Below are 20169 nucleotides of genomic sequence, written 5' to 3'. Positions count from 1 at the left end.
GGATTATTAAGGGAAAACGCCTTGCATTTGTGAGGCGATGGTGCTTGAATCCGCGGCATGAGCCCGGGGACCCCCACCACCATGCTGCGCCTGGCCCTTGCGGGCCTGCTCGCTTCAGCGCCCTTCGCCCTGTGGGCAGGTGAGGTCACCGGCATTTCGGTGAACCAGGGCAGCACCGGGACGCGCGCGGAGATCCAGCTGGCGGGCGCCGGGCAATACAAGACGCTGAGCCTGCAAGGTCCCGACCGGCTGGCCGTCGACCTGCCTGCCTCGAAGGCGAAGGCCGGCCTGCGACTGCCAGCGCCCACGGGCATCGTGCGCGCCGTGCGCACCGGGCAGCCGGATGCCGACACTTTGCGCATCGTCTTCGACCTGGCATCGCCAGTCGCCGCGCTGAAGCCTCGCATGGAACAGGTGGCGGGCGTATCGCGCCTGGTGATCGAGTGGCCGGGCGACGGCCCGGCCGCGCCCGCACCGCCCCCCGCCACGCCTGCGCAGGCCACGCCTCCGCAGGCGGTAGTCGCGACGGCGGCGCCCTCCGCGTCGCCGACCGCGGTCCCAGGGTCGACCCAGACCGACGCAGCCCGCGCCACGGCGCTGCTGACTGCGCAGGGGGTGCGGGCGGGCACAACACCCGCACCCGCGGCGGCCGCACCGACGCAGGGGGCCCTGTCGCCTTCGCCGCAGGCCATCCTCAACGGCCAGAGCACGCCCATCCCGGCCCCGGCTACCTCCAGCGAGCGCCCCGCCTACACCATCGCCACCGGTCAGCCCGCGCCTGTCGCGACGGGGGCATCGGCCCAGGCGCCTTCTGCAGCAGTCGCCGAATCGCCGAAACCGCCCGCCATGGCCGCCACCGGCGCGCGTCCGCTGGTCATCGCGATCGATCCGGGCCACGGAGGCCAGGATCCCGGCGCCATCGGTCCCAGTGGCCGTTACGAAAAGCACGCGGTGCTGGCCATTTCCAAGGAACTGGCGCGCCAGATCAACGCCACGCCCGGCATGAAGGCCTACCTGGTCCGCGACAACGACGTCTATGTCGAGCGCCCCCAGCGCGCCCGCAAGGCGCGCGCGGCGAAGGCGGACATGTTCGTCTCCATCCATGCCGACGCGGCCGAGAACCGCAGCGCCTGGGGCTCGTCGGTCTACGTGCTGTCGTTGCGGGGCGCGTCCTCGCAGCACGCGCGCTGGCTGGCCGACAAGGAAAACGCCTCGGACCTGGTCGGCGGCGTGCGCCTGACCCGGGACACGCTGTCCAACGTGCTGCTGGACCTGGCCCAGAGCGGCCACATGAAGGCCTCGCAGGATGCGGCCGGCCATGTGCTGACCTCGCTGAAAGGGCTGGGCAAGACCCACAAGCCGCAGATCGAGTTCGCCAACTTCGAAGTGCTGCGCAATTCGGACATGCCGGCGATGCTGGTGGAGACGGGTTTCATCTCCAACCCCGACGAAGAGAAGCGCCTGTTCGATCCCGCGCACCAGCGCAAGGTCGCCAGCGCGGTGCTGGACGGCATCCAGTCCTACTTCACCCGCCAGCCGCCGCCCGGCACGCTGTTCGCCGCGCGTGCGCAGGCCGAGGCCGAAGCACGGACCGTCGCCGCGGGTGGGGCGGCCGGCGCGCCCTGATTCCGCACGCGCTCGGCTATCATCACGGCTGATCCCCCTCGGACGGCGCCACCGCGCCGCCAGCACGTGCCGATCCGCCAGCTTCCCGACACCCTCATCAACCAGATCGCCGCCGGCGAAGTCGTCGAACGGCCTGCTTCCGTGGTCAAGGAGCTGGTGGAGAACGCGCTGGACGCCGGTGCGCGGCGCGTTGACATCGATCTGGAGGAAGGCGGCGTGCGCCTGATCCGCATCCGCGACGATGGCGGCGGCATCGCGCCGGAAGAGCTGCCGTTGGCGGTGTCGCGCCATGCGACCAGCAAGATCGCCTCGCTCGACGATCTGGAAGCGGTGGCCACCCTGGGCTTCCGTGGCGAGGCGCTGCCGTCGATCGCCTCGGTCAGCCGCTTCTCGCTGCCCTCGCGACGCCTCCAGGACGAGCACGGTGCCTCGCTGCAGGTGGAAGGCGGCAAGGTGGGGCCGGTGGTCCCCAAGCCGCACGGCATCGGCACCACCGTGGAGGTGCGGGAGCTGTTCTACAACGTGCCGGCGCGGCGCAAGTTCCTGCGCGCCGAGCGCACCGAGCTGGGCCACATCGAGGAATGGCTGCGCTCGCTGGCGCTGGCGCGGCCCGACATCGAACTGCGCGTGTCGCACAACGGACGCCCGTCCCGGCGCTACAAGCCGGACGAACTGGAATCCCTTGTGCGCCTGGACGAAACGCTGGGCGAGGACTTCTCGCGCAGCGCCTTGCGTGTCGACCATGCGGCGGCCGGCCTGCGCCTGCACGGGTGGATCGCGCAACCCAGCTACTCGCGTGCCAGTGCCGACCAGCAGTACGTCTACGTCAACGGGCGTTCGGTGCGCGACCGCAACATCGCGCACGCGGTGAAGATGGCCTACCAGGACGTGCTGTTCCATGGTCGCCAGCCGGCCTACGTGCTGTTCCTGGAACTCGACCCCACCCGTGTCGACGTGAACGTGCACCCGGCCAAGCACGAGGTGCGCTTCCGCGATACGCGGCTGGTGCACGACTTCGTCTACCGCACGCTGCACGAGGCGCTCGCGGAAACGCGCGCAGGCATCGCGCCGCAGGATGTCGCGGCCGCGCCGTTCGCACCGCGTGCGATGGGGGCGGTGCCGTCCGCATGGATGCCGACGCAGCAGTCGCCACTGGGCCTGTCGGTGGCCGAAGCCCCCGCTGCCTACGCCGCGCTCTACGCGCCGGCACCCGATGCGTCACCGGGATCGCTTGCGGGCCACGCCGCGCCTTCCATGCCGATGATGCCGGCCAACGATGCGGACGGCGTCCCGCCGCTGGGTTTCGCCATAGCCCAGCTGCACGGCATCTACATCCTGGCGGAGAACGCGGACGGCCTGATCGTGGTCGACATGCATGCCGCGCACGAGCGCATCGGCTACGAAAAACTGAAGCAGGCGCACGACGGCATCGGCCTGCGGGCGCAGCCGCTGCTGGTGCCCATGTCGCTGGCCGTCGCCGAGCGCGAGGCCGACGTGGCCGAGCGCGAGGCGGCCACGCTGGCCGCGCTGGGCTTCGACATCACCCGCAGCGGCCCGCAATCCCTCAGCGTGCGCAGCATTCCCGCGCTGCTGTCCAACGCCGACCCCGAGGCGCTGCTGCGCGACGCGTTGGCCGACCTGCGCGAGCACGGCGAGAGCCGTCGCGTGGCGGCCGCGCGCGATGAGCTGCTGGCCACCATGGCCTGCCACGGCGCGGTACGCGCCAACCGGCGCCTGACGCTGCCGGAAATGAATGCCCTGCTGCGCGAGATGGAGATCACCGAGCGCTCGGGCCAATGCAACCACGGCCGCCCGACCTGGGCGCGCTTTTCCTTGAACGAGATCGACCGCTGGTTCCTGCGAGGACGTTGACATGGGGATGAAGACAGGATGGCTGGGGATGGCCATGCTGCTGGGGGTGCTGGCAGGGTGCGGCGATGGCGACACGAGCGGCGACGCCGCCGGCAAGGTCGTCGATGCCCGCTTCCTCGCCGACAACGCAGCCTGGCGCGAAGAGCGCAAAAGCCAGCTCCTGGCGCCGGATGGCTGGACCAGCCTGGTGGGCCTGCACTGGATCGAACTGAAGTCGCACTTCATCGGCAGCGGGCCTGCCAGCGGCATCAAGCTGGTCGTGGGGCCGCCGAAGATGGGCATGGTGGCCCAGCAGGAGGGCCGCATCTTCTTCACTCCCGAACGCGGCGTGGAGCTGACACTCAACGGCGAGCCGCTGAAGGGCCGTATCGAACTGCAGAGCGACCGCGATGCAACGCCGGGCGTGATCGGTTTCGACGAAGGCAAGGGCGCGCTGTCGGTGATCGAGCGCGGCGGTCGTCACGCGCTGCGCGTCAAGCACGCCGATGCCGAATCGCGCACGCGGTTCGTCGGCCTGGACTACTGGCCCCTGCAGGAAGCGTGGCGCGTCGAAGGCCGCTACGTTCCGCATCCCCCCGGCAAGACGCTCACCATCGTCGACGTGATCGGCGTGGCGAACGAGTCGCCCAATCCGGGCGCGGTGGAGTTCGAGCGCGAGGGCAAGATGTTCAGGCTCGAAGCGCTGGGTTCGCCGGAAGGTCCGCTGTTCTTCGTCTTTGCCGACCGCACCAGCGGACACGGCAGCTATCCGGCGGGCCGCTTCCTCGATGCGGAGCCGCCGCGCGATGGCAAGGTGGTGCTGGACTTCAATCGCGCTTACAACCCGCCGTGCGCATTCACCCCATATGCGACCTGTCCGCTGCCGCCTGCCGAGAACCGGCTCGACCTGCTGGTCGACGCGGGCGAGAAAGCGTATGCCAAACCCATCAAAGTGCTCTGAAGGAAGACCGATGCTGCTGCGCCGTTCGCTGAAAGCCCTCGTCGTGACCGCGCTGCTGGGCAGCGCATCCGTCCTTGCCGCAGATGCGCCGAAGGCGACTGGGGCGCCGGTGCCATTGCTGTGGAAAGTGTCGGACAAGGACAACGCCGTCTATCTGTTGGGGTCGTTCCACCTGCTGCGTCCGGGCGACTATCCGCTGTCGCCGGAGGTGGAGGCGGCGTTCGCCGATGCCGAGCGCCTGATGTTCGAGTTGGCGCCCGAGGAAATGCAGTCGCCTGCCATGCCCCAGATGATGCTGCAGGCAGCATTGCGCACCGACGGCAACACGCTGCAGCAGGAACTGGATGCCGCCACCTGGCGTCGGCTCGAAGGATGGGCCGGCAAGAACGGCATGCCGGTGGCGTCCTTCGACAGTTTCGAACCGTGGTTCGTCGGCCTGACCATCAGCATCGTCGAGATGACGCGACAGGGCCTGGATCCCAAGCTTGGCCTGGACAACCATTTCATGGACAAGGCGAAGGCGGCCGGCAAGCCCGCCGCGGGCCTCGAACGCGCGCAGGAGCAGATCGGCGTGCTAGACGGCATGGAGGCCACCGAGCAGCGCCAGTTCATCGTCGAGGCACTGGACCAGGCGGAGAAGGGCTCGGCCGAAACCGAGCGTCTGCACCAGGCTTGGCGCCGCGGCGATGCCGAAGGGCTCTGGAGCGGCATGGCCGCGGACATGAAGCGCCAGTACCCGCGTCTCTACCGGCGCATCAACGTCGAGCGCAATGACGCATGGGTGCCCAGGATCCAGCAGATCCTCACCCAGCCGGGCGATGACGACGCGCTGGTGGTCGTCGGCGCACTGCACCTGCTGGGCGACGACGGGGTGGTCGAAAAGCTGCGCGCCCGCGGCTACCAGGGGGAACGCATCTGTTCCGCCTGCAAGGCCGGCACGCGCTGACGCTGCATCAGGGCGCTGCGGGCACCATCACGATGCAGTCCACCGGGCATGCGGGCACGCACAGCTCGCATCCCGTGCACAGCGGATCGATGACCACGTGCATGTGCTTGGCGCCCCCGATGATGGCGTCCACCGGGCAGGCCTGGATGCACTTGGTGCAGCCGATGCAGTCGGCTTCCACCACCACCGCCACGAGGGGCGGCTTGTGCGCGCCACGGCGGCGGTCGTAGGGAAGCACGGGTACCTGCAGCAGTCTCGCCAGCGCGCGCGCGCCGGCATCGCCGCCGGGCGGGCAGTGGTCGATGCCGGCCTCGCCACGCGCCATCGCCTCGGCATACGGACGACAGCCATCGAAACCGCACTGGCCGCCTTGGGTCTGCGGCAACAGGCGATCGAGGCGTTCGACGAGATCGGCGTTCATCGCCGCAACGGCTGTCAGCGCGTCAGCGCACGGGCATGCCGGGCAGGGCGCCGGCATCGGCATCGAGCAGCGCCAGCGCGCCGCCGTCGAAGCCGGCCGACAGGATCATGCCCTCGCTCACGCCGAACCGCATCTTGCGCGGCGCGAGGTTGGCGATGAACACCACCTTGCGGCCCACCAGTGCTTCCGGTTCGCCGTAACTGGCGCGGATCCCGGAGAAGATCTGTCGCTGGCCCAGCTCGCCGGCATCCAGCAGGAAGCGCAGCAGCTTGTCGGAACCTTCCACGAAGCCGCATTCCAGCACCTGGCCGATCCGCAGGTCGAGCCTGGCGAAATCCTCGATGCCGATGGTGCCCGTCGCATCCTTCGGCTCGGTCGGTGTGGCGGGCTTGGTCTCGGCCTTCTTCACGGGGGCAGCAGGTGCGGGCGCGGCGGCCAGGGTGTCCTTGGAAGCGTCGGTCATGGCGTCGATCAGTTTCGGGTCGATACGGGTGAACAGGGGCGAGTAAGGCTGGATGGTGTGCGCCTGCAGGGGCGCGGCGACGTCCGTCCAGGATTCGACCGGCGCGCCGAGGAAGGCCTCGGCCTCCGCGCTGGTCCGCGGCAGTACCGGCTTGAGCGCGGCGGCGAGGATGCGGAACAGGTTCAGGCCCTGCGTGCACACCGCCTGCAGTTCGGCATCGGCACCTTCCTGCTTGGCGATCACCCAGGGCTTGGTCTCGTCGATGTACTTGTTGGCCTCGTCGGCCAGCGCCATGGTCAAGCGCAGCGCCGTGGCCGGCTCGTTGCGCTCGTAGGCCTCCGCGATCGGCCCCAGAGCGTCCACGAAGCGCTGGTACATGGCTGGGTCGGGCAGGGCATCGGCCAGCCTGCCGGCGAAGCGCTTGTCGATGAAGCCGGCGCAGCGGCTGGCCAGGTTGACGAACTTGCCGACCAGGTCCGCGTTCACGCGGGCGATGAAGTCGCTGAAGCTCAGATCGAGGTCTTCCACCTGACCATTACCCTTTGCCGCGAAGTAATAGCGCAGTGCTTCCGGCTCTAAGCCGACATCCAAGTAGGTGCGCGCCATGATGAAAGTGCCACGACCCTTCGACATCTTGGCCCCATTTACAGTCAGGTAACCGTTGACGTGCAGGCGCGTGGGCGCACGATGGCCGGTGCCATGCAGCACGGCCGGCCAGAACAGGCCATGGAAATTGACGATGTCCTTGCCGATGAAGTGGTGCAGCTCCACATCGGTACCGGCATCGAGATGTGACGCGAAGTCGAGGCCGCGCTGCGCGCACAGGGTGCGGAAGCTGCTCAGGTAGCCGATGGGCGCATCCAGCCAGACATAGAAGTACTTGCCGGGCGCACCGGGAATCTCGAAGCCGAAGTAGGGCGCATCGCGCGAGATGTCCCACGCGCGCAGGCCGCCTTCGGCATCCAGCCACTCGCGCAGCTTGGCCTTCACACCCGGCAGGGCGACATCGCCGGCCAGCCATTCGCGCAGGAAGGCCTCGAAGCGGCCGACTTCGAAAAAATAGTGTTCCGAATCACGGATCTCCGGCGTGCTGCCCGACAGGATGGACTTCGGCTCCTTCAGGTCGGTGGGCGCATAGGTGGCGCCACAGACTTCGCAGTTGTCGCCGTACTGGTCGGCCGATCCGCAGTTGGGGCAGATGCCCTTGATGTAGCGGTCGGGCAGGAACATGCCCTTGGCCGGATCGTAGAACTGCGCGACCGTGCGGCGGCTGATGTGTCCGCCGGCATCGAGGCGCTGGTAGAACAGTTCCGTCAGTTCGCGGTTGGCGGCGGAGTTGGTCGAGTCGTAGTGGTCGAACGCGACGCCGAACGCCGCGAAGTCGCGCTCATGGCTGGCCTGGATGCCGGCGATGAAGGCCTCGGGCGTGACGCCGGCCTTTTCCGCCGCCAGCATGATGGGCGTGCCATGGGTGTCGTCGGCGCAGACGAAGTGCACCGTGTCGCCCCGCATCCGCCGCGCGCGTACCCAGATGTCGCCCTGGATGTAGCCCACCAGGTGGCCCAGATGGAGGGGGCCGTTGGCGTAGGGCAGGGCATTGGTGACCAGGGCGGTGCGGCTCATGACGGGCATCGTGACGGGGGATGGCGATTATCGCATGGACCGGCGAGGGACCTTTCCGGTGCCGGAAACGCAGCGGGCCCGGCATGACCGGGCCCGCGATAAAAAAGGGAGCGCGACGCTTACTGGCGGATCCAGGTCTGCGATTTGCAGATGAAGGCGATGCAGCCGGACACCTCCAGCTTCTTGCCGCCGTCGACCAGCTCCATCTTCGACTTGTACACCTTGCCCTCGTCGGGCTTGAGGATGGTGCCGCCGGCGTACTCGCCGCCGCCCTCGGCCTTCATGCCACGGATGATCTCCATGCCGGTGATCGGCTTGTTGCGGCGGTCGTCCTTGCACTTGTCGCAGGTCGGGTTCGGCTTGCTCGGATTGATCAGTTCGACGATGCGGCCGCTGATCGTGCCGTTGGCGGCCTGGGTGATCTCGACGAAGGACTTGGGCTTGCCGGTCTCGCTGTCGATGGTCTTCCAGCGGCCGACCACCGGGTCGGCGGCGGAGGCCACCAGCGACAGGGCCATCAACGGAGCGGCCAGGCAGGCGGCCATCAGGGTCTTGCGCATATTCCCCTCCCAGGGATTCAGGTCAGGCCCGACGGCGACGCCGCCGGGATGCGGCAGTTATACCGCATCCGGTGGGGTATGGAAGAAGTCTGTTCAGCCGTCCTTTCGAGTGCCGAGATCGGTATCGTCGGCTTCGGGCGTTTCGGGCTCCTGGGCGTCCTGCTGCGGCACCGTGGCCGGGATACGCGACGCGGGCGGCGGCGTGCCGGAGACCTGTTCCACGCTGCCTACGGAGACCCGGCCGATGCGCGGCTTCATCCAGATCTCGTCATGCCACGCCTGGTACTGCTTGGGGTCCCAGTAACGGTCGTCGTAAAACTTGCTGCCATCGATGGGGATGAACCCGCCCGGGCCCGGTATATGGATCTGCAGGTTGCCGGTGAAGCCGGTCCGGCTTCCGGTTGACCTGCGCTTCTCGCGCCTGAGCACCGTGGCCAACCGCGGCTGCGCGGCTTCGTCACCGAACCGTGCGTAGACCGCCTGGCCTTCCTCAACGGCACGTGCGCGCTCGTCCTCGGTGAGTTGTTCCCAGTAACGTTCCCGCAGGCCCATGAAACCGGCGTAACCGCGCTCGGATGCCAGATCCATCCACGCGTACGCGAGCGCCCGGTCCTGCGTCGTGCCCTGACCGTTCCAGAGCATCTCGCCCACCATGCCCTGGGACGGCTTGTCTCCGTAGTAGGCCGCGCGCTGATAGAAGCGGAACGCCTCCTCGAATTCACCCGCCTTGAAGCGCTTCAATCCAAGCAGGCGGTAGCGCAGGTCGGGATGCCCCGTCAGGAAGCCGGCGCTGAGCATCATCGCGTCGCGCGTCGGGTCCGGCGGTGGCTTCACCGCATGTGAGGCAGGCGCGCAGGCAAGGGCTGCCAATAGCAAGAACAAGAGAGTAGTCGTCCTGAGGCTGCCCATGTGTACTCCAACACGTGTCTTGGTCGCTGGACCTAGAGTGTGACCGGCGGCTCCACGCCGGTCACGTCTCGGAAGTCATGGCGCCGAAACACGAAGACCGCGCTTGCGCTCATTTAGTTCCGGTGGACGTCTTTGCGCCAGATGGATTACCGATGTGGCGCTCGAAGAACGACAGCATCTCCGTATAGAGTTTCACGCGGTTTTCTACATCATAGAACCCGTGCATTTCGCCAGACTGGATGATCATGCCCTCCGGTGCGTTGCCAGCGGCGATCAGCGCCCTGTTCATCAGCTCCGTTTGCTCGGGCGGCGTGCGTACATCGCGAGCACCTGCGGCCAGGTAGACCGGGATCTTCACCTCTGCTGCGCGCCTAGCGGGGGAGTTCTCCGCCCACAATTTCTTGTCGGAGCCGTGCGTACGGCGCAAATAGCGCTGGCCGGACTCGGTGCTGGGGATGTCACCCTTCTCGAACATCATCTCGACGTCGTACACGCCGACGTAGCCGAACGTGCACTTGAACAGGCCCGGTGCACGAATAGGCGCCATCAGCGACGAGTAACCGCCGAAACTCCCACCGTAGATGCAGATGCGGTCCTTGTCGGCATGTCCTTTTTGGATTGCCCATTGGGTGGCGTCGATGATGTCGTTCTGGATGCCTTGGCCCCATTGCTGATGCCCCGCATTCTGGAAGCCGCGGCCGTAGCCGCCCGAGCCGCGGTAGTTTACCTGCAGCACGGCATATCCCCGGCTCGCGAACAGCTGCGTTTCACCGCTGAACGCCCAATTGTCGCGGGGACCGATGGGGCCACCATGCGGGTTGACGATGAGCGGAAGATTCTTGCCGTTCGAACCATTGGGAATCGTCAGGTAGCCGTGGATGTGCTTGCCGTCACGCGCAATGAAATTGAAGGGCACGACCGACGCCATATTCAACGGATCGAGCTGCGGGAGTCGCTTCATCAGGAAGCGTGCTTTGCCAGTTTCGCGGTCGTAGAGGTAAAGCTCGCCCGGATTACGATCGCTGTAGACGCTGACGATGATCTTCCTTCCGTCCATGGTATAGCTGGAGAAATCGACCAACTGTCCTTCGAACGCAGCGGCGAGAGAGGCGTATAGTTCGGCATCGGGGTGCGCTTCGTCGATCAGCTTCACGGCAGGCGCCCCGGCCTCGGTGACGACGCCGATGAGCGTGGTGTCGTCGGTCGACCAGATGATGTTGCTGATCTGGGCCGCCGGGTCCTGGAACAAAGGCTTGAACTCTCCGGAGGCGGTGTCCAGTGTGCCCAGAGCGGCGGGCGCTATGCCGTCGTCCTGGCTGACATAGACCGTGCCGTTGCGGGTCGTATGTATCACTCCGAGGTGCTTGCCTGCGGACTTCGAGGCGTTTACGAGAGTCCAGACACGGCCGTCGCGGCGGTAGAGCTCGGTGCGCTCGTCGAACTCGCCTTCTTCGTTGCGGCTGGAGGAACACACCGCAAAGCGCGCTTGCTTGTTCTCGTCCAGGGTGATGCTGCAGTTTTCCTTGGGCGCACGGCCCAGCGAGGTCCGGCGGCCGTTGAATACGTCGAGCTTTACGAGCTCGGTGCCCGCGCCTTCGCTGGAGCGCGGCGAACGCACGTCCATGATGACGAACTGGTCGTCGTCCCGGAGCGTGTCGATGAGGCTGAAGCGTTCCGACGTTACCGTCTTCGCGCGCTGGGTGGTGTCCTGGGTGCCGTAGAAAATCAAGGGGCGGGGTTGCGAGCCGTCAACGTTGACGGCGAACCATTCGCCCGTATTGAAAGGCTGTGCGTAACCGCCCATCTTGCGTACCGCGTTAAACATCAGTCGGTTTGGGCTGACCCATTCGAATGAGCCCACGCTCTTCTTGTCTGGCAGCTGGCTGACGTTGAGAATCTTCAGGTCGCTGGTCCGCATCGTGGTAAGAACGTCCTGATCTCCTCGATCCACCGTGATGGCGAGATATTCGCCCGTGGGTGAAATCTTCGCCGTACTGAAAGTAGCATGGCTGACGAAGTCGCGGACTGGCTGGGGCGTCGCGCTGAGCGCGTTGCCCCCCAACAGAAGGCTGCCCAGAACGAGAAGTGCTCCCTTGTGCATCATCTTGAGGTTCCTGGAAAAGGCGGAGGTCGAGCCGCCGCTGTGAAGTGAAGGCCGCCGCGCATCGCGGTCGCATGAAGAAAAAGACCCGGCGTTGCCGCCGGGTCCAGATGTCGCAACGCCGCTCAACACATCAGTTGAACTTGTAAGTCGCTTCCAGGCCCACCTGACGACCAATGGCGTCGAAACCGCGCCAGTAATAGGGGTAGGTGTAGTTGGTCTTGTCAACCGGATGATGGTTGTCGAACAGGTTGACCACCGACAGGCGCAGGTTCAGCTTTTCGGTGACGTCCTTTGCCACACTCGCGTTCCAGGTGATGAACGGCCCGATCCGTGTATCGAATTCCGGATAGGCCTCCGGCACGGCCGGGTCCCAGATCGGCGTGCTGCCCAGACGATTCATGAACACTGTCGCCATCCAATCGTCCTTCGACCAGTTCATGGTCAGACGCACGCGACTGCGGTTATCCAGATTGCTGTTCCAATCTCGGTAGCTTTGCAGGGGTTGGTCCACCGATAGCTTCTGGGTCTGCTCCAGGACATGCGTCCACTGTAGCGTGGCACTGAAATCGCCGAAGCGGTCCGTATCGAAACGGTAACGCACAGTGGCGTCCACTCCCTTTGTGCCCAGGAAGGACTGGTTGATGGGCCCGCTACGGATCTCGGTCAGTGCGTTGGTTTCAGGGTTGCGGCTGACGCGTCCTTGAATGATCTGGCAGTAGCCGCTGCCCGAAGCGTGCGGATAAGCGGTGCCATTGGGATACAGGCCGGTGTTGCAGCCCAGTTCCGCCGCCAGGATATCGGTGCCGCTCTGCACGGCCACGACGTCGTTGAGCTCGATTTCGTAATAGTCGGCCGCCAGCGACAGTTGGTCGGTGACATCCCATACGAAGCCAGCGGTCCAGGAGTTGCCCGTTTCTTCCTTGAGTTCAGGCGCGCCTTGGGATGTGGTGAACACCGAATAACGATAGTTGCCGCCGGAGTTGCCGCAGACGTTATCACTGGTGCCCAGCCCATCGAGATAGCACCGATAGTAGTCGGTAACCGTGCCGAACGAGCCGCTGGGCTCGGAGAACACATAGTGCATGTCCGGCGCCTTGAAGCTGGTGGCGTAGTTGGCACGGATCAGCAGGCTGTCGAGCGGACGGAACTCCAGGCCGGCGCCCCAGGTGCGTGCGTCATCGACGTCCGTAATGTCATCGTACTTGTCGTACCGGCCCTGCAGGCTGGCTGTCAACATGCTGAAGATCGGTACCTTGAACTCGACGCCGGCCGCATAGCGATTGCGATCGCCTCCGCCGCCAGTACCGGTCAAGTTGTAGATTTCGCGGACGGTCGGCAGGATGCGCGCGTCGCTGTCCAGGTCGTAGCTCTGGCGCGAGGCCTCGACCACGCCAGCGAACGAAAGCGGCCCGGCAGGCAGTTCGAACAGGTCACCCGACAGAACGAAGCTGGTGGCTACGTTGCGCGACACTGCCTCATAGTGCACCAGCGTCGACATCGAACGATAGTCCTCTGCCGAGATCGGGCCGTAGAAGCGATCCAGGTTCAGGCGGTAAACCGGCAAGCCATTCGGAATGCCCGATAGCCCGGTGTAAGCGCCCTGGCCGGTGGTCCCCAGGCGCGAGCCCAGGAAGTAGTTGGTGGCGCCAGCGACGGTCATGCGCGGACGGTCGCGCACGATTTCATACTGGGCACCACCCAAAGTGAACTCCCAGTCAAAGCGATCGGCGAACGTGCCGCGCAAGCCGAAGGCGAGGTCGAGCGAATCTTCCTCGAACTTCTGGAAAGTACCTTCGGAGCCGCCGTACGATTCCGGTGTGATTGCACGGATTGGATAGGCACGGATGCCCAGGCCGGGATCGTAGAAGTTGCCTTGCGGCTGCGGGCCGCCGAACCACTGCTCTACACCGCCACCCAGCTTGCTGCGCGAATGGAATGCCATCGCGCTGGCCCAGCCTTCGAGATTGTCGGTGAAGTTGAAGGTGCCGTAGACGTAGCCCGAAAGATCATTGCTGCCGTTTGCGACGGTCTGCTCGGCGGGATAGCGGTCATAACCGCACCCAGGCCCCAGGTTGTTGCCAGTGGAGGAGCTGGTATAGAAGTGGTAGCTGTACAGCGGGCTTGCTGAGCAGTCGCGGCCAGCCGGCAGCACGTAGCCCTGGGTGGCGCCGGTGCTGCTCAGGCGACGGATCTGGATGCCGATCGGCGGCTGGTAGCCGCCGCGGCCATTGCCTGCGGCCAACGGATAAGTGCCGGGAGGCGCCGGGTTGTCGGCTGCCGAGTCCATGAAGTCACGCTGGTAGCCGAACAGTGCTTCGGCATTGTAGGACTCGAACGCGTACGTCACGCTCCAGTTGTCGCCAGCCTTGCCGCCCACCCACTGGATGTCAGCGATGTCGCGGCCACCATCGGTCGAGGTCTGGCCCTTGACCTTCAGGATGTTGCCTTCGTAGTTGGTCTTCAACACGATGTTGACGACACCGGCAACGGCGTCGGAACCGTAGACGGCCGATGCGCCTCCCGAAAGGATCTCGATGCGCTCCACCGCGGCGGCGGGGATGTTGTTGAGATTCTGGAAGTTGCTGCGGCCGTTGTACGGGAACGGATAGTCGTTTGCGCGGCGACCGTTGATCAGCAGCAGGGTGCGGCCAGGGCCTAGGCCACGCAGGTTCACCGGGCTCGCATTCGGCGTGAAGCCGCCGGCAGCGTTGAAGTCGTTTTGCACGGTGCCGGTGTTCTGACTCAACGTGTCGATTGCCTCGGCGACCGTGTTGAAGCCTTCCTGTTTGATCTGCTCGGCCGTGATGACCGTGACTGGCGATGGGCCCTCGATTTCCGAGCGCTTGATGCGCGAGCCGATAACCTGGACCTTGCCCAGGTTGGTCGTTTCGCCCTCTTGGCTGCCGCTGGCAGCATCTTGGGCAAATGCGGCCCCTGGGATCAGCAGGGCGGCAATCAGTGCCGCGCCAAGCGGATGGCGCCGGAGCACCTTCGCGTTTCCGTAGTTCATTGGTGAATCCCCTAGAAATCCGTACGTGTATGCGGCTCGCAAGAGGACCGTTCCCATCGGCCCAGGCCGCGCAAAAGCGTCCGTGCGGGCTGACATTAACACGGAATTAATGTGCTGCGCATATCACAGAATCATTTCTGACGTGTGATGCTGCCGTCACGGTCATGAGCGAACCGTTCAGGTTTCGGGACGGGTGGCGCAGTGCGACAATAGCGCCTTGACTGTGGCGCGAAATTCATTCAAGTGCATGAATTAAAAGAAAACTTTAACCGTCCGCGATCCCACGCCGTCCAAGCCAACCTCACCCCCCACCCCCGGGTCCGCAACGTCATCGCGGTCGGTTCCGGCAAGGGCGGGGTAGGGAAGTCGACCACGGCGGACAACCTGGCCCTGGCCCTGGGTGCCGAGGGCGCCCGGGTGGGGCTGCTGGATGCCGATGTCTACGGCCCCAGCATTCCGGCCATGCTGGGCCTGTCGGGGCGACCGGACAGCCCGGACAACAAGTCGATCGAGCCGATGCGGGCGTTCGGGGTGGAGGCCATGTCCATCGGCCTGCTGGTCGACCAGGACACGCCGATGATCTGGCGCGGGCCGATGGCCACCTCGGCGCTGATGCAGCTGTTCAACGACACGTTGTGGGGCGACCTGGACTACCTGCTGATCGACCTGCCGCCGGGTACGGGCGACATCCAGCTGACCCTGGCGCAGAAGATCCCGGTGGCGGGCGCCGTCATCGTCACCACGCCCCAGGACATCGCCACACTGGATGCGAAGAAGGCGCTGAAGATGTTCGAGAAGGTCGAGGTGCCGGTGCTGGGCATCGTCGAGAACATGGCCGTTCATACCTGTTCGAACTGCGGCCACGTGGAGCACCTGTTCGGCCAGGGCGGCGGGGAGCGGATGGCGGCGCAGTACGGCGTGCCGCTGCTGGGCTCGCTGCCGCTGGACATCGCCATCCGCGAGCAGGGCGACGCCGGCCTGCCGGTCGTGGTTGCGGCGCCCAACTCGGCGGTGGCGCAGGCCTACCGGCAGACGGCACGGGTCATGGCGGCCACGCTGGCACAGCGGCCGCGGGCGTCGGTGCCCATCGCCTCGTCGCTGGTCTGACCGGCCGGCCGAAGACGGCGGGCCGGGGCCCGCCCTACAATTCCCCGTCCGCCGCGCGCCGACCGCGCGGCCTTCGCCCCACCAGACCAGGATTTGCATGAGCATCAAGAGCGATCGTTGGATCCGCCGCATGGCCGAACAGCAGGGCATGATCGAGCCGTTCGAGCCCGGCCAGGTGAAGCAGGTCAATGGCCAGCGCATCGTCAGCTACGGTACGTCCAGCTACGGTTACGACGTGCGCTGCTCGCGCGAGTTCAAGGTCTTCACCAACATCAATTCCACTATCGTGGACCCGAAGCACTTCGACCCGAAGAGTTTCGTGGACATCGAGGCGGACGAATGCATCATCCCGCCCAACAGCTTCGCCTTGGCGCGCACGGTGGAGTTCTTCCGCATCCCGCGCGATACGCTGGTGGTGTGCCTGGGCAAGAGCACCTATGCGCGGTGCGGCATCATCGTCAACGTTACCCCGCTGGAGCCGGAGTGGGAAGGCCACGTGACGCTGGAGTTCAGCAACACCACGCCGCTGCCGGCGCGCATCTACGCCAATGAAGGCGTGGCTCAGATGCTGTGCTTCCAGTCCGATGCCGACGACGTGTGCGAAACCAGCTACAAGGACCGCGGCGGCAAGTACCAAGGCCAGACGGGCGTCACCCTGCCCCGCACCTGACCCGGCGCAGGCTCAGCGCAAGCGCCTGCGCCAGGCGTCGATCTGTGTGGCCAGCGCGGCCGGCGCATGTCTCACGGCGGCCCCCTGGCCCCACACGGGGCCCGGCCATGCCAGGTCGCCCTCATGCCGACCGATAAGGTGGACATGCAACTGGCGCACGATGTTGCCCAGGGCGCCGATGTTGAGCTTCTCCACACCCGGTTGCGCACGGATCAGCTGACCGGCCTGGTTGATCTCAGCCAGCAGCAGGCGCTGCTGGCCACCGTCCAGGTCCAGCCATTCGCTGACGCCGTTCACGCGGGGCACCAGCACCAGCCAGGGAAAGCGCGTGTCGTCCATCAGGCGCACCTGCGACAGCGGGCCGTCGGCGATGAAGGCGGTGTCGGCGGCCAGGCGCGGGTCAAGGACGAAGTCGGTCATGCGAGGTTCCGTGCGAAGAAGTCCAGCGTGCGTTCGCGGGCAAGGCGTGCGCTGGCCGGATCGTAGTCGGCCCGCAGGTCGCAGTTGAAGCCATGGCCTGCCGGGTAGGTGAAGATCTCCATCTGCGGCAGCGCATCCCGGTGGGCCTGCACCATCGCCGGCGGGATGGAGGCATCGCGATCGCCGAAATGGAACATCACCGGTGCCCGCGGCGTTTCATCGAGGAAAGGCAGGTTGCGCGCGCCGTAGTAGCTCACCGAAGGCAGGCCCAGCCGCAGCGCGGCCAGCAGGGCGACCGTGCCGCCCCAGCAATAGCCCCCGGTGCCGATCTTGCCGTGGCCCGCCAGCGCGTCGGCCGCGGCGCGGGTGATGTCCACGGCGCGCTCCAGGCCCAGGGCGGTGATCAGCGCCTTCCCGCGTGCGATGCCGTCGGCGTCGTAGTCCAGTTCCACGCCGGTTTCCACCGGGTCGAAGTAGGCCGGCGCCAGCACCACGTAGCCCTCGCGCGCGAAGCCTTCCGCCACCGTGCGGATGTGCGGATTGACACCGAAGATCTCCTGCACCACGACCAGCGCGCCACATGGCGTTCCGGCGGGATCGGCCCGCCAGGCATGGATGCGGCCGTGAGGGGACTCGAAAGGCAGCCAGTGGCCCATGGAGGCGCTCCTGTCGTGGGGGATGGCTAGTGTAGGCGGGCCGGCAGCCGCGCGGCGTACGGACCGCTCCGCCTGAACGAGCTGGCGGAGGCCACCGATGCACGGGGCTATAATCCGCGGCCCCGTACACGCCGCCGCCGTACTTCCCATGTCCCTGCAGAACCCCAAGGTGGGCTTCGTCAGCCTCGGCTGCCCGAAGGCCCTGGTTGATTCCGAACGCATCCTCACCCAGCTCCGCGTGGAGGGATACGACATCGTGCCGACCTACGACGCGGCGGACGTGGTGGTGGTGAACACCTGCGGCTTCATCGACTCCGCGGTGGCCGAGTCGCTGGACGCCATCGGCGAGGCGATGAACCAGAACGGCAAGGTCATCGTCACCGGCTGCCTGGGCAAGCGCCCGGAACAGATCCGCGAGCAGCACCCCGACGTGCTGGCGATCAGCGGTCCGCAGGACTATCAGAGCGTGATGGAGGCCCTGCACGAAGCGCTGCCGCCGAAGCACGACCCCTTCGTCGACCTGGTCCCGGACTACGGCGTCAAGCTCACGCCGCGCCATTACGCGTACCTGAAGATCTCCGAAGGCTGCAATCATCGCTGCAGCTTCTGCATCATTCCGTCGATGCGTGGCGACCTGGTGTCGCGGCCGGTCGACGACGTGCTGCGCGAGGCCGAGCGGCTGGTGCGCGGTGGCGTGAAGGAACTGCTGGTGGTCTCGCAGGACACCTCCGCCTACGGCGTGGACCTGAAGTACGCCGAACGCGAATGGCGCGGCAAGGCGTACCAGACGCGCATGAAAGCCTTGTGCGAAGGCCTGGGCGAACTCGATGCCTGGGTGCGCATGCACTACGTCTATCCTTATCCGCACGTCGACGACGTGGTCCCGCTGATGGCCGAAGGCAAGGTGCTGCCTTACCTGGATATTCCTTTCCAGCACGCCAGTCCGCGCATTCTCAAGTTGATGAAGCGCCCCGGCGCCGTCGACAAGACGCTGGAGCGGGTGAAGCGCTGGCGCTCGATCTGCCCGGACATCACCCTGCGTTCTACCTTCATCGTCGGCTTCCCCGGCGAGACGGACCAGGAGTTCGAGGAACTGCTGCAGTTCCTCGACGAAGCGCAGCTGGACCGCGTGGGCGCGTTCGCCTATTCGCCGGTGGAAGGCGCGGCCGCGAACCTGCTGCCGCACCCGGTGCCGGAAGAGGTCAAGCAGGAGCGCCTGGCGCGCTTCATGGAGAGGCAGGCGGAAATCTCCGCCGCACGCCTCGAAGCCAAGATCGGCACCGTGCAGCAGTGCCTCGTGGATCTGATCGAAGACGACATCGCCGTGGCGCGTTCCAAGGCGGATGCGCCGGAGATCGACGGCCTGGTGCACATCCAGAACGGCGGCGAAGCCGGCCTTCGCGTCGGCCAGTTCGTCGACGTGGAGATCACCGAGAGCGACGAGCACGACCTATTCGGTGACGCCATCGTCGCCGCGACAGGCAGGCCGCTCGACGTCAAGGTGCTGTGACCGCACCGGCGACGGACGCCCACGCCGGCGGTGGCCGGCGTCGCTTTGTCGCCCCCCTGCGTGAGGATGTGGATGCCGCGTCTTTCCGGCATCCCTTGTTCGGGGAGTACGGCGACCTCCTCGATCTGGCGGCAGCCGCGCGGTGGCCGGAGATCGAAGCCCTCAATGCGCGCATGCCGGCATCCGGGCCTCGCTTCGCAAGGCAGGATGCGGCCCTGCTCACCGACGGACTGCATTACGAAGAGCGTATCGCACGCGGGCGCATCGCCACGCGGCCGGAAAACTGGCACGACCTGTTCAACGCGATGGTCTGGATGCGTCATCCGGCCCTCAAGCACGCCCTCAACCAGCAGCAATGCCGACATATCGCACGGATGGGAACGAGCGAGCGCAGTCCGGCCCAGCAGGCCCTGACCCAGTTCGATGAATCCGGCGTCATCGTGCAGGTATCCGACCCGTCGCTGCTGGATCTCTGGGACCGGCACGACTGGACGGCGCTGTTCCATGCGAGCGCAGAACGCTGGCACGATGGCGGCGTCGCCGTCGTGGCGGTCGTCGGGCATGCACTGATGGAACAGTCGCTGGTGCCGGGGCGCCTGCTGGTCGGCAAGTGTCTGGTGGTGCCGGGCGATCCGGCCGGTGCTGTCGCGCGCGTGGCCGCATCGATTGCGGCCGGTGGGATCCTTGCCGCGCCGTCGGAACTGCGCCCGCTGCCGTTGGCTGGCATTCCCGGCTGGCACGCGGGGCAGGGCGAGGCGTTCTATGCGCAGGAGGGCTACTTCCGGCCGCTGCGGGAAGGGCGCGTTTACCCGCCGCCCCTGTAGCGGTCAGCTGGCGTAGCTGACGTCCACCAGGACGAAACGGGTGACACCGCCAGGCAGCGCCACGGAAAACTCGTCGTCGATGCGTTTCTTGAGCAGCGCGCGCGCCATCGGCGAGTCGATGCTGATCCAGCCGCGGGCCGCGTCGGTCTCGTCGGGGCCCACGATCCGGTAGCGCGACGCCTCGCCGCTGGTGAGGTTCTCCAGCTCGACGGTGGCGCCGAAGAACACGGCCTCCGGATCGCTGGGCGCGGTGTCGACCACGCGCAGCACTTCCAGGCGCCTGCTCAGATAGCGCACGCGGCGGTCGATCTCGCCCAGTTGTTTCTTGCGATAGGTGTATTCCGCGTTCTCGGAGCGGTCTCCCTCCGCGGCGGCGGCGGCCAGCGCTTTCACCACCTCCGGGCGCCTGACGCGCCACAGATCATCCAGTTCCGCCTTGAGGCGGTCGTGGCCCTCGCGGGTGATCAGGGCGGTGCTTTTCTCGCCCGGCGGTCGCCAGCGCGACACC

At 66.3% G+C, this 20169-nt stretch carries 17 protein-coding genes; 8 read left to right on the top strand and 9 right to left on the bottom strand.

The genetic code is table 11. The annotated features are described in order from the left end of the window. Nucleotides 1-57: 57 nt before the first annotated feature. The 4 genes from CSC76_RS02970 (at nt 58) to CSC76_RS02955 (ending at nt 5384) form a co-directional block, all read left to right on the top strand. The gene (locus tag CSC76_RS02970; RefSeq protein WP_162108572.1) at nt 58-1626 is read left to right on the top strand and encodes an N-acetylmuramoyl-L-alanine amidase; all 1569 of its coding nucleotides are present in this window, start codon (nt 58-60) and stop codon (nt 1624-1626) included. Nucleotides 1627-1692: 66 nt separating this feature from the next. Further along, the gene (gene mutL, locus CSC76_RS02965) at nt 1693-3498 is read left to right on the top strand and encodes a DNA mismatch repair endonuclease MutL (RefSeq protein ID WP_162108571.1); all 1806 of its coding nucleotides are present in this window, start codon (nt 1693-1695) and stop codon (nt 3496-3498) included. 1 nt (nt 3499) lies between these two features. Then, entirely contained in the window at nt 3500-4438 is a 939-nt protein-coding gene (locus CSC76_RS02960) for a DUF1684 domain-containing protein (RefSeq protein ID WP_379605821.1), read from the top strand. 10 nt (nt 4439-4448) lie between these two features. Then, entirely contained in the window at nt 4449-5384 is a 936-nt protein-coding gene (locus CSC76_RS02955; RefSeq protein ID WP_162108570.1) for a TraB/GumN family protein, read from the top strand. A 7-nt stretch (nt 5385-5391) separates the two neighbouring features. On the opposite strand, the gene rnfB is transcribed toward CSC76_RS02955, so the two are convergent. From rnfB to CSC76_RS02925, 6 genes are all read right to left on the bottom strand, one after another. Beyond that, entirely contained in the window at nt 5392-5805 is a 414-nt protein-coding gene (rnfB, locus tag CSC76_RS02950) for an Rnf electron transport complex subunit RnfB (RefSeq protein ID WP_162108569.1), read from the bottom strand. Nucleotides 5806-5827: 22 nt separating this feature from the next. Further along, nucleotides 5828-7891: a methionine--tRNA ligase gene (gene metG, locus CSC76_RS02945; RefSeq protein ID WP_162108568.1), complete on the bottom strand. Its 2064-nt coding sequence runs from the start codon at nt 7889-7891 to the stop codon at nt 5828-5830. Between the two features lie 119 nt (nt 7892-8010). After that, nucleotides 8011-8451: a DUF2147 domain-containing protein gene (locus CSC76_RS02940; protein ID WP_162108567.1), complete on the bottom strand. Its 441-nt coding sequence runs from the start codon at nt 8449-8451 to the stop codon at nt 8011-8013. 93 nt (nt 8452-8544) lie between these two features. Beyond that, the gene (locus CSC76_RS02935; RefSeq protein WP_162108566.1) at nt 8545-9285 is read right to left on the bottom strand and encodes a tetratricopeptide repeat protein; all 741 of its coding nucleotides are present in this window, start codon (nt 9283-9285) and stop codon (nt 8545-8547) included. Nucleotides 9286-9469: 184 nt separating this feature from the next. After that, nucleotides 9470-11464: an alpha/beta hydrolase family protein gene (locus tag CSC76_RS02930; RefSeq protein ID WP_238394852.1), complete on the bottom strand. Its 1995-nt coding sequence runs from the start codon at nt 11462-11464 to the stop codon at nt 9470-9472. A 130-nt stretch (nt 11465-11594) separates the two neighbouring features. Beyond that, the gene (locus CSC76_RS02925; protein ID WP_162108565.1) at nt 11595-14474 is read right to left on the bottom strand and encodes a TonB-dependent receptor plug domain-containing protein; all 2880 of its coding nucleotides are present in this window, start codon (nt 14472-14474) and stop codon (nt 11595-11597) included. 243 nt (nt 14475-14717) lie between these two features. Between CSC76_RS02925 and apbC the strand changes: the two genes are divergently transcribed. Together apbC and dcd are read left to right on the top strand one after the other, a co-directional pair. Continuing rightward, nucleotides 14718-15581 (top strand): iron-sulfur cluster carrier protein ApbC, encoded by an 864-nt coding sequence (gene apbC, locus CSC76_RS02920; protein WP_162108564.1) that lies wholly within the window; start codon nt 14718-14720, stop codon nt 15579-15581. 97 nt (nt 15582-15678) lie between these two features. Then, complete coding sequence (gene dcd, locus CSC76_RS02915; RefSeq protein ID WP_162108563.1) at nt 15679-16251, top strand: dCTP deaminase; 573 nt, start codon at nt 15679-15681, stop codon at nt 16249-16251. 12 nt (nt 16252-16263) lie between these two features. Here the strand turns inward: dcd and CSC76_RS02910 are convergent, their stop codons facing one another. Both CSC76_RS02910 and CSC76_RS02905 read right to left on the bottom strand, forming a co-directional pair. Further along, a complete protein-coding gene (locus CSC76_RS02910) occupies nt 16264-16671 on the bottom strand; it encodes an HIT family protein (RefSeq protein ID WP_162108562.1) in 408 nt (135 codons plus the stop codon). After that, on the bottom strand, nt 16668-17327 hold the full coding sequence (locus tag CSC76_RS02905) for a dienelactone hydrolase family protein (protein WP_162108561.1): 660 nt from the start codon (nt 17325-17327) through the stop codon (nt 16668-16670). Before CSC76_RS02905 ends, CSC76_RS02910 begins: the two co-directional genes overlap by 4 nt. Before the next feature lie 148 nt (nt 17328-17475). Between CSC76_RS02905 and rimO the strand changes: the two genes are divergently transcribed. Beyond that, entirely contained in the window at nt 17476-18837 is a 1362-nt protein-coding gene (gene rimO, locus CSC76_RS02900) for a 30S ribosomal protein S12 methylthiotransferase RimO (protein WP_162108560.1), read from the top strand. After that, nucleotides 18834-19661, top strand: coding sequence for a DUF3025 domain-containing protein (locus tag CSC76_RS02895; protein ID WP_162108559.1), 828 nt, complete (start codon nt 18834-18836; stop codon nt 19659-19661). The genes rimO and CSC76_RS02895 overlap by 4 nt, the downstream gene beginning before the upstream one ends. 3 nt (nt 19662-19664) lie before the next feature. Here CSC76_RS02895 and greB read toward each other — a convergent pair whose 3' ends face one another. Next, nucleotides 19665-20168, bottom strand: coding sequence for a transcription elongation factor GreB (gene greB / locus CSC76_RS02890; RefSeq protein ID WP_162108558.1), 504 nt, complete (start codon nt 20166-20168; stop codon nt 19665-19667). Nucleotide 20169 lies beyond the last annotated feature (1 nt).

This window comes from Pseudoxanthomonas mexicana, assembly GCF_010093385.1.
Taxonomy (GTDB): Bacteria; Pseudomonadota; Gammaproteobacteria; order Xanthomonadales; family Xanthomonadaceae; genus Pseudoxanthomonas_A; species Pseudoxanthomonas_A mexicana.
The sequence above is the reverse complement of the archived record's forward strand: the minus strand, read 5'-3'. Positions and strand labels throughout refer to the sequence as shown.

Excerpts from the sequence above, each read along its gene's own strand:
- CSC76_RS02970 (WP_162108572.1), top strand. The coding sequence starts at position 58 with ATGAGCCCGGGGACCCCCACCACCATGCTGCGCCTGGCCCTTGCGGGC.
- CSC76_RS02960 (WP_379605821.1), top strand. The coding sequence starts at position 3,500 with ATGGGGATGAAGACAGGATGGCTGGGGATGGCCATGCTGCTGGGGGTG.
- CSC76_RS02955 (WP_162108570.1), top strand. The coding sequence starts at position 4,449 with ATGCTGCTGCGCCGTTCGCTGAAAGCCCTCGTCGTGACCGCGCTGCTG.
- rnfB (WP_162108569.1), bottom strand. The coding sequence starts at position 5,805 with ATGAACGCCGATCTCGTCGAACGCCTCGATCGCCTGTTGCCGCAGACC.
- metG (WP_162108568.1), bottom strand. The coding sequence starts at position 7,891 with ATGAGCCGCACCGCCCTGGTCACCAATGCCCTGCCCTACGCCAACGGC.
- CSC76_RS02940 (WP_162108567.1), bottom strand. The coding sequence starts at position 8,451 with ATGCGCAAGACCCTGATGGCCGCCTGCCTGGCCGCTCCGTTGATGGCC.
- CSC76_RS02930 (WP_238394852.1), bottom strand. The coding sequence starts at position 11,464 with ATGATGCACAAGGGAGCACTTCTCGTTCTGGGCAGCCTTCTGTTGGGG.
- CSC76_RS02925 (WP_162108565.1), bottom strand. The coding sequence starts at position 14,474 with ATGAACTACGGAAACGCGAAGGTGCTCCGGCGCCATCCGCTTGGCGCG.
- dcd (WP_162108563.1), top strand. The coding sequence starts at position 15,679 with ATGAGCATCAAGAGCGATCGTTGGATCCGCCGCATGGCCGAACAGCAG.
- CSC76_RS02910 (WP_162108562.1), bottom strand. The coding sequence starts at position 16,671 with ATGACCGACTTCGTCCTTGACCCGCGCCTGGCCGCCGACACCGCCTTC.
- CSC76_RS02905 (WP_162108561.1), bottom strand. The coding sequence starts at position 17,327 with ATGGGCCACTGGCTGCCTTTCGAGTCCCCTCACGGCCGCATCCATGCC.
- rimO (WP_162108560.1), top strand. The coding sequence starts at position 17,476 with ATGTCCCTGCAGAACCCCAAGGTGGGCTTCGTCAGCCTCGGCTGCCCG.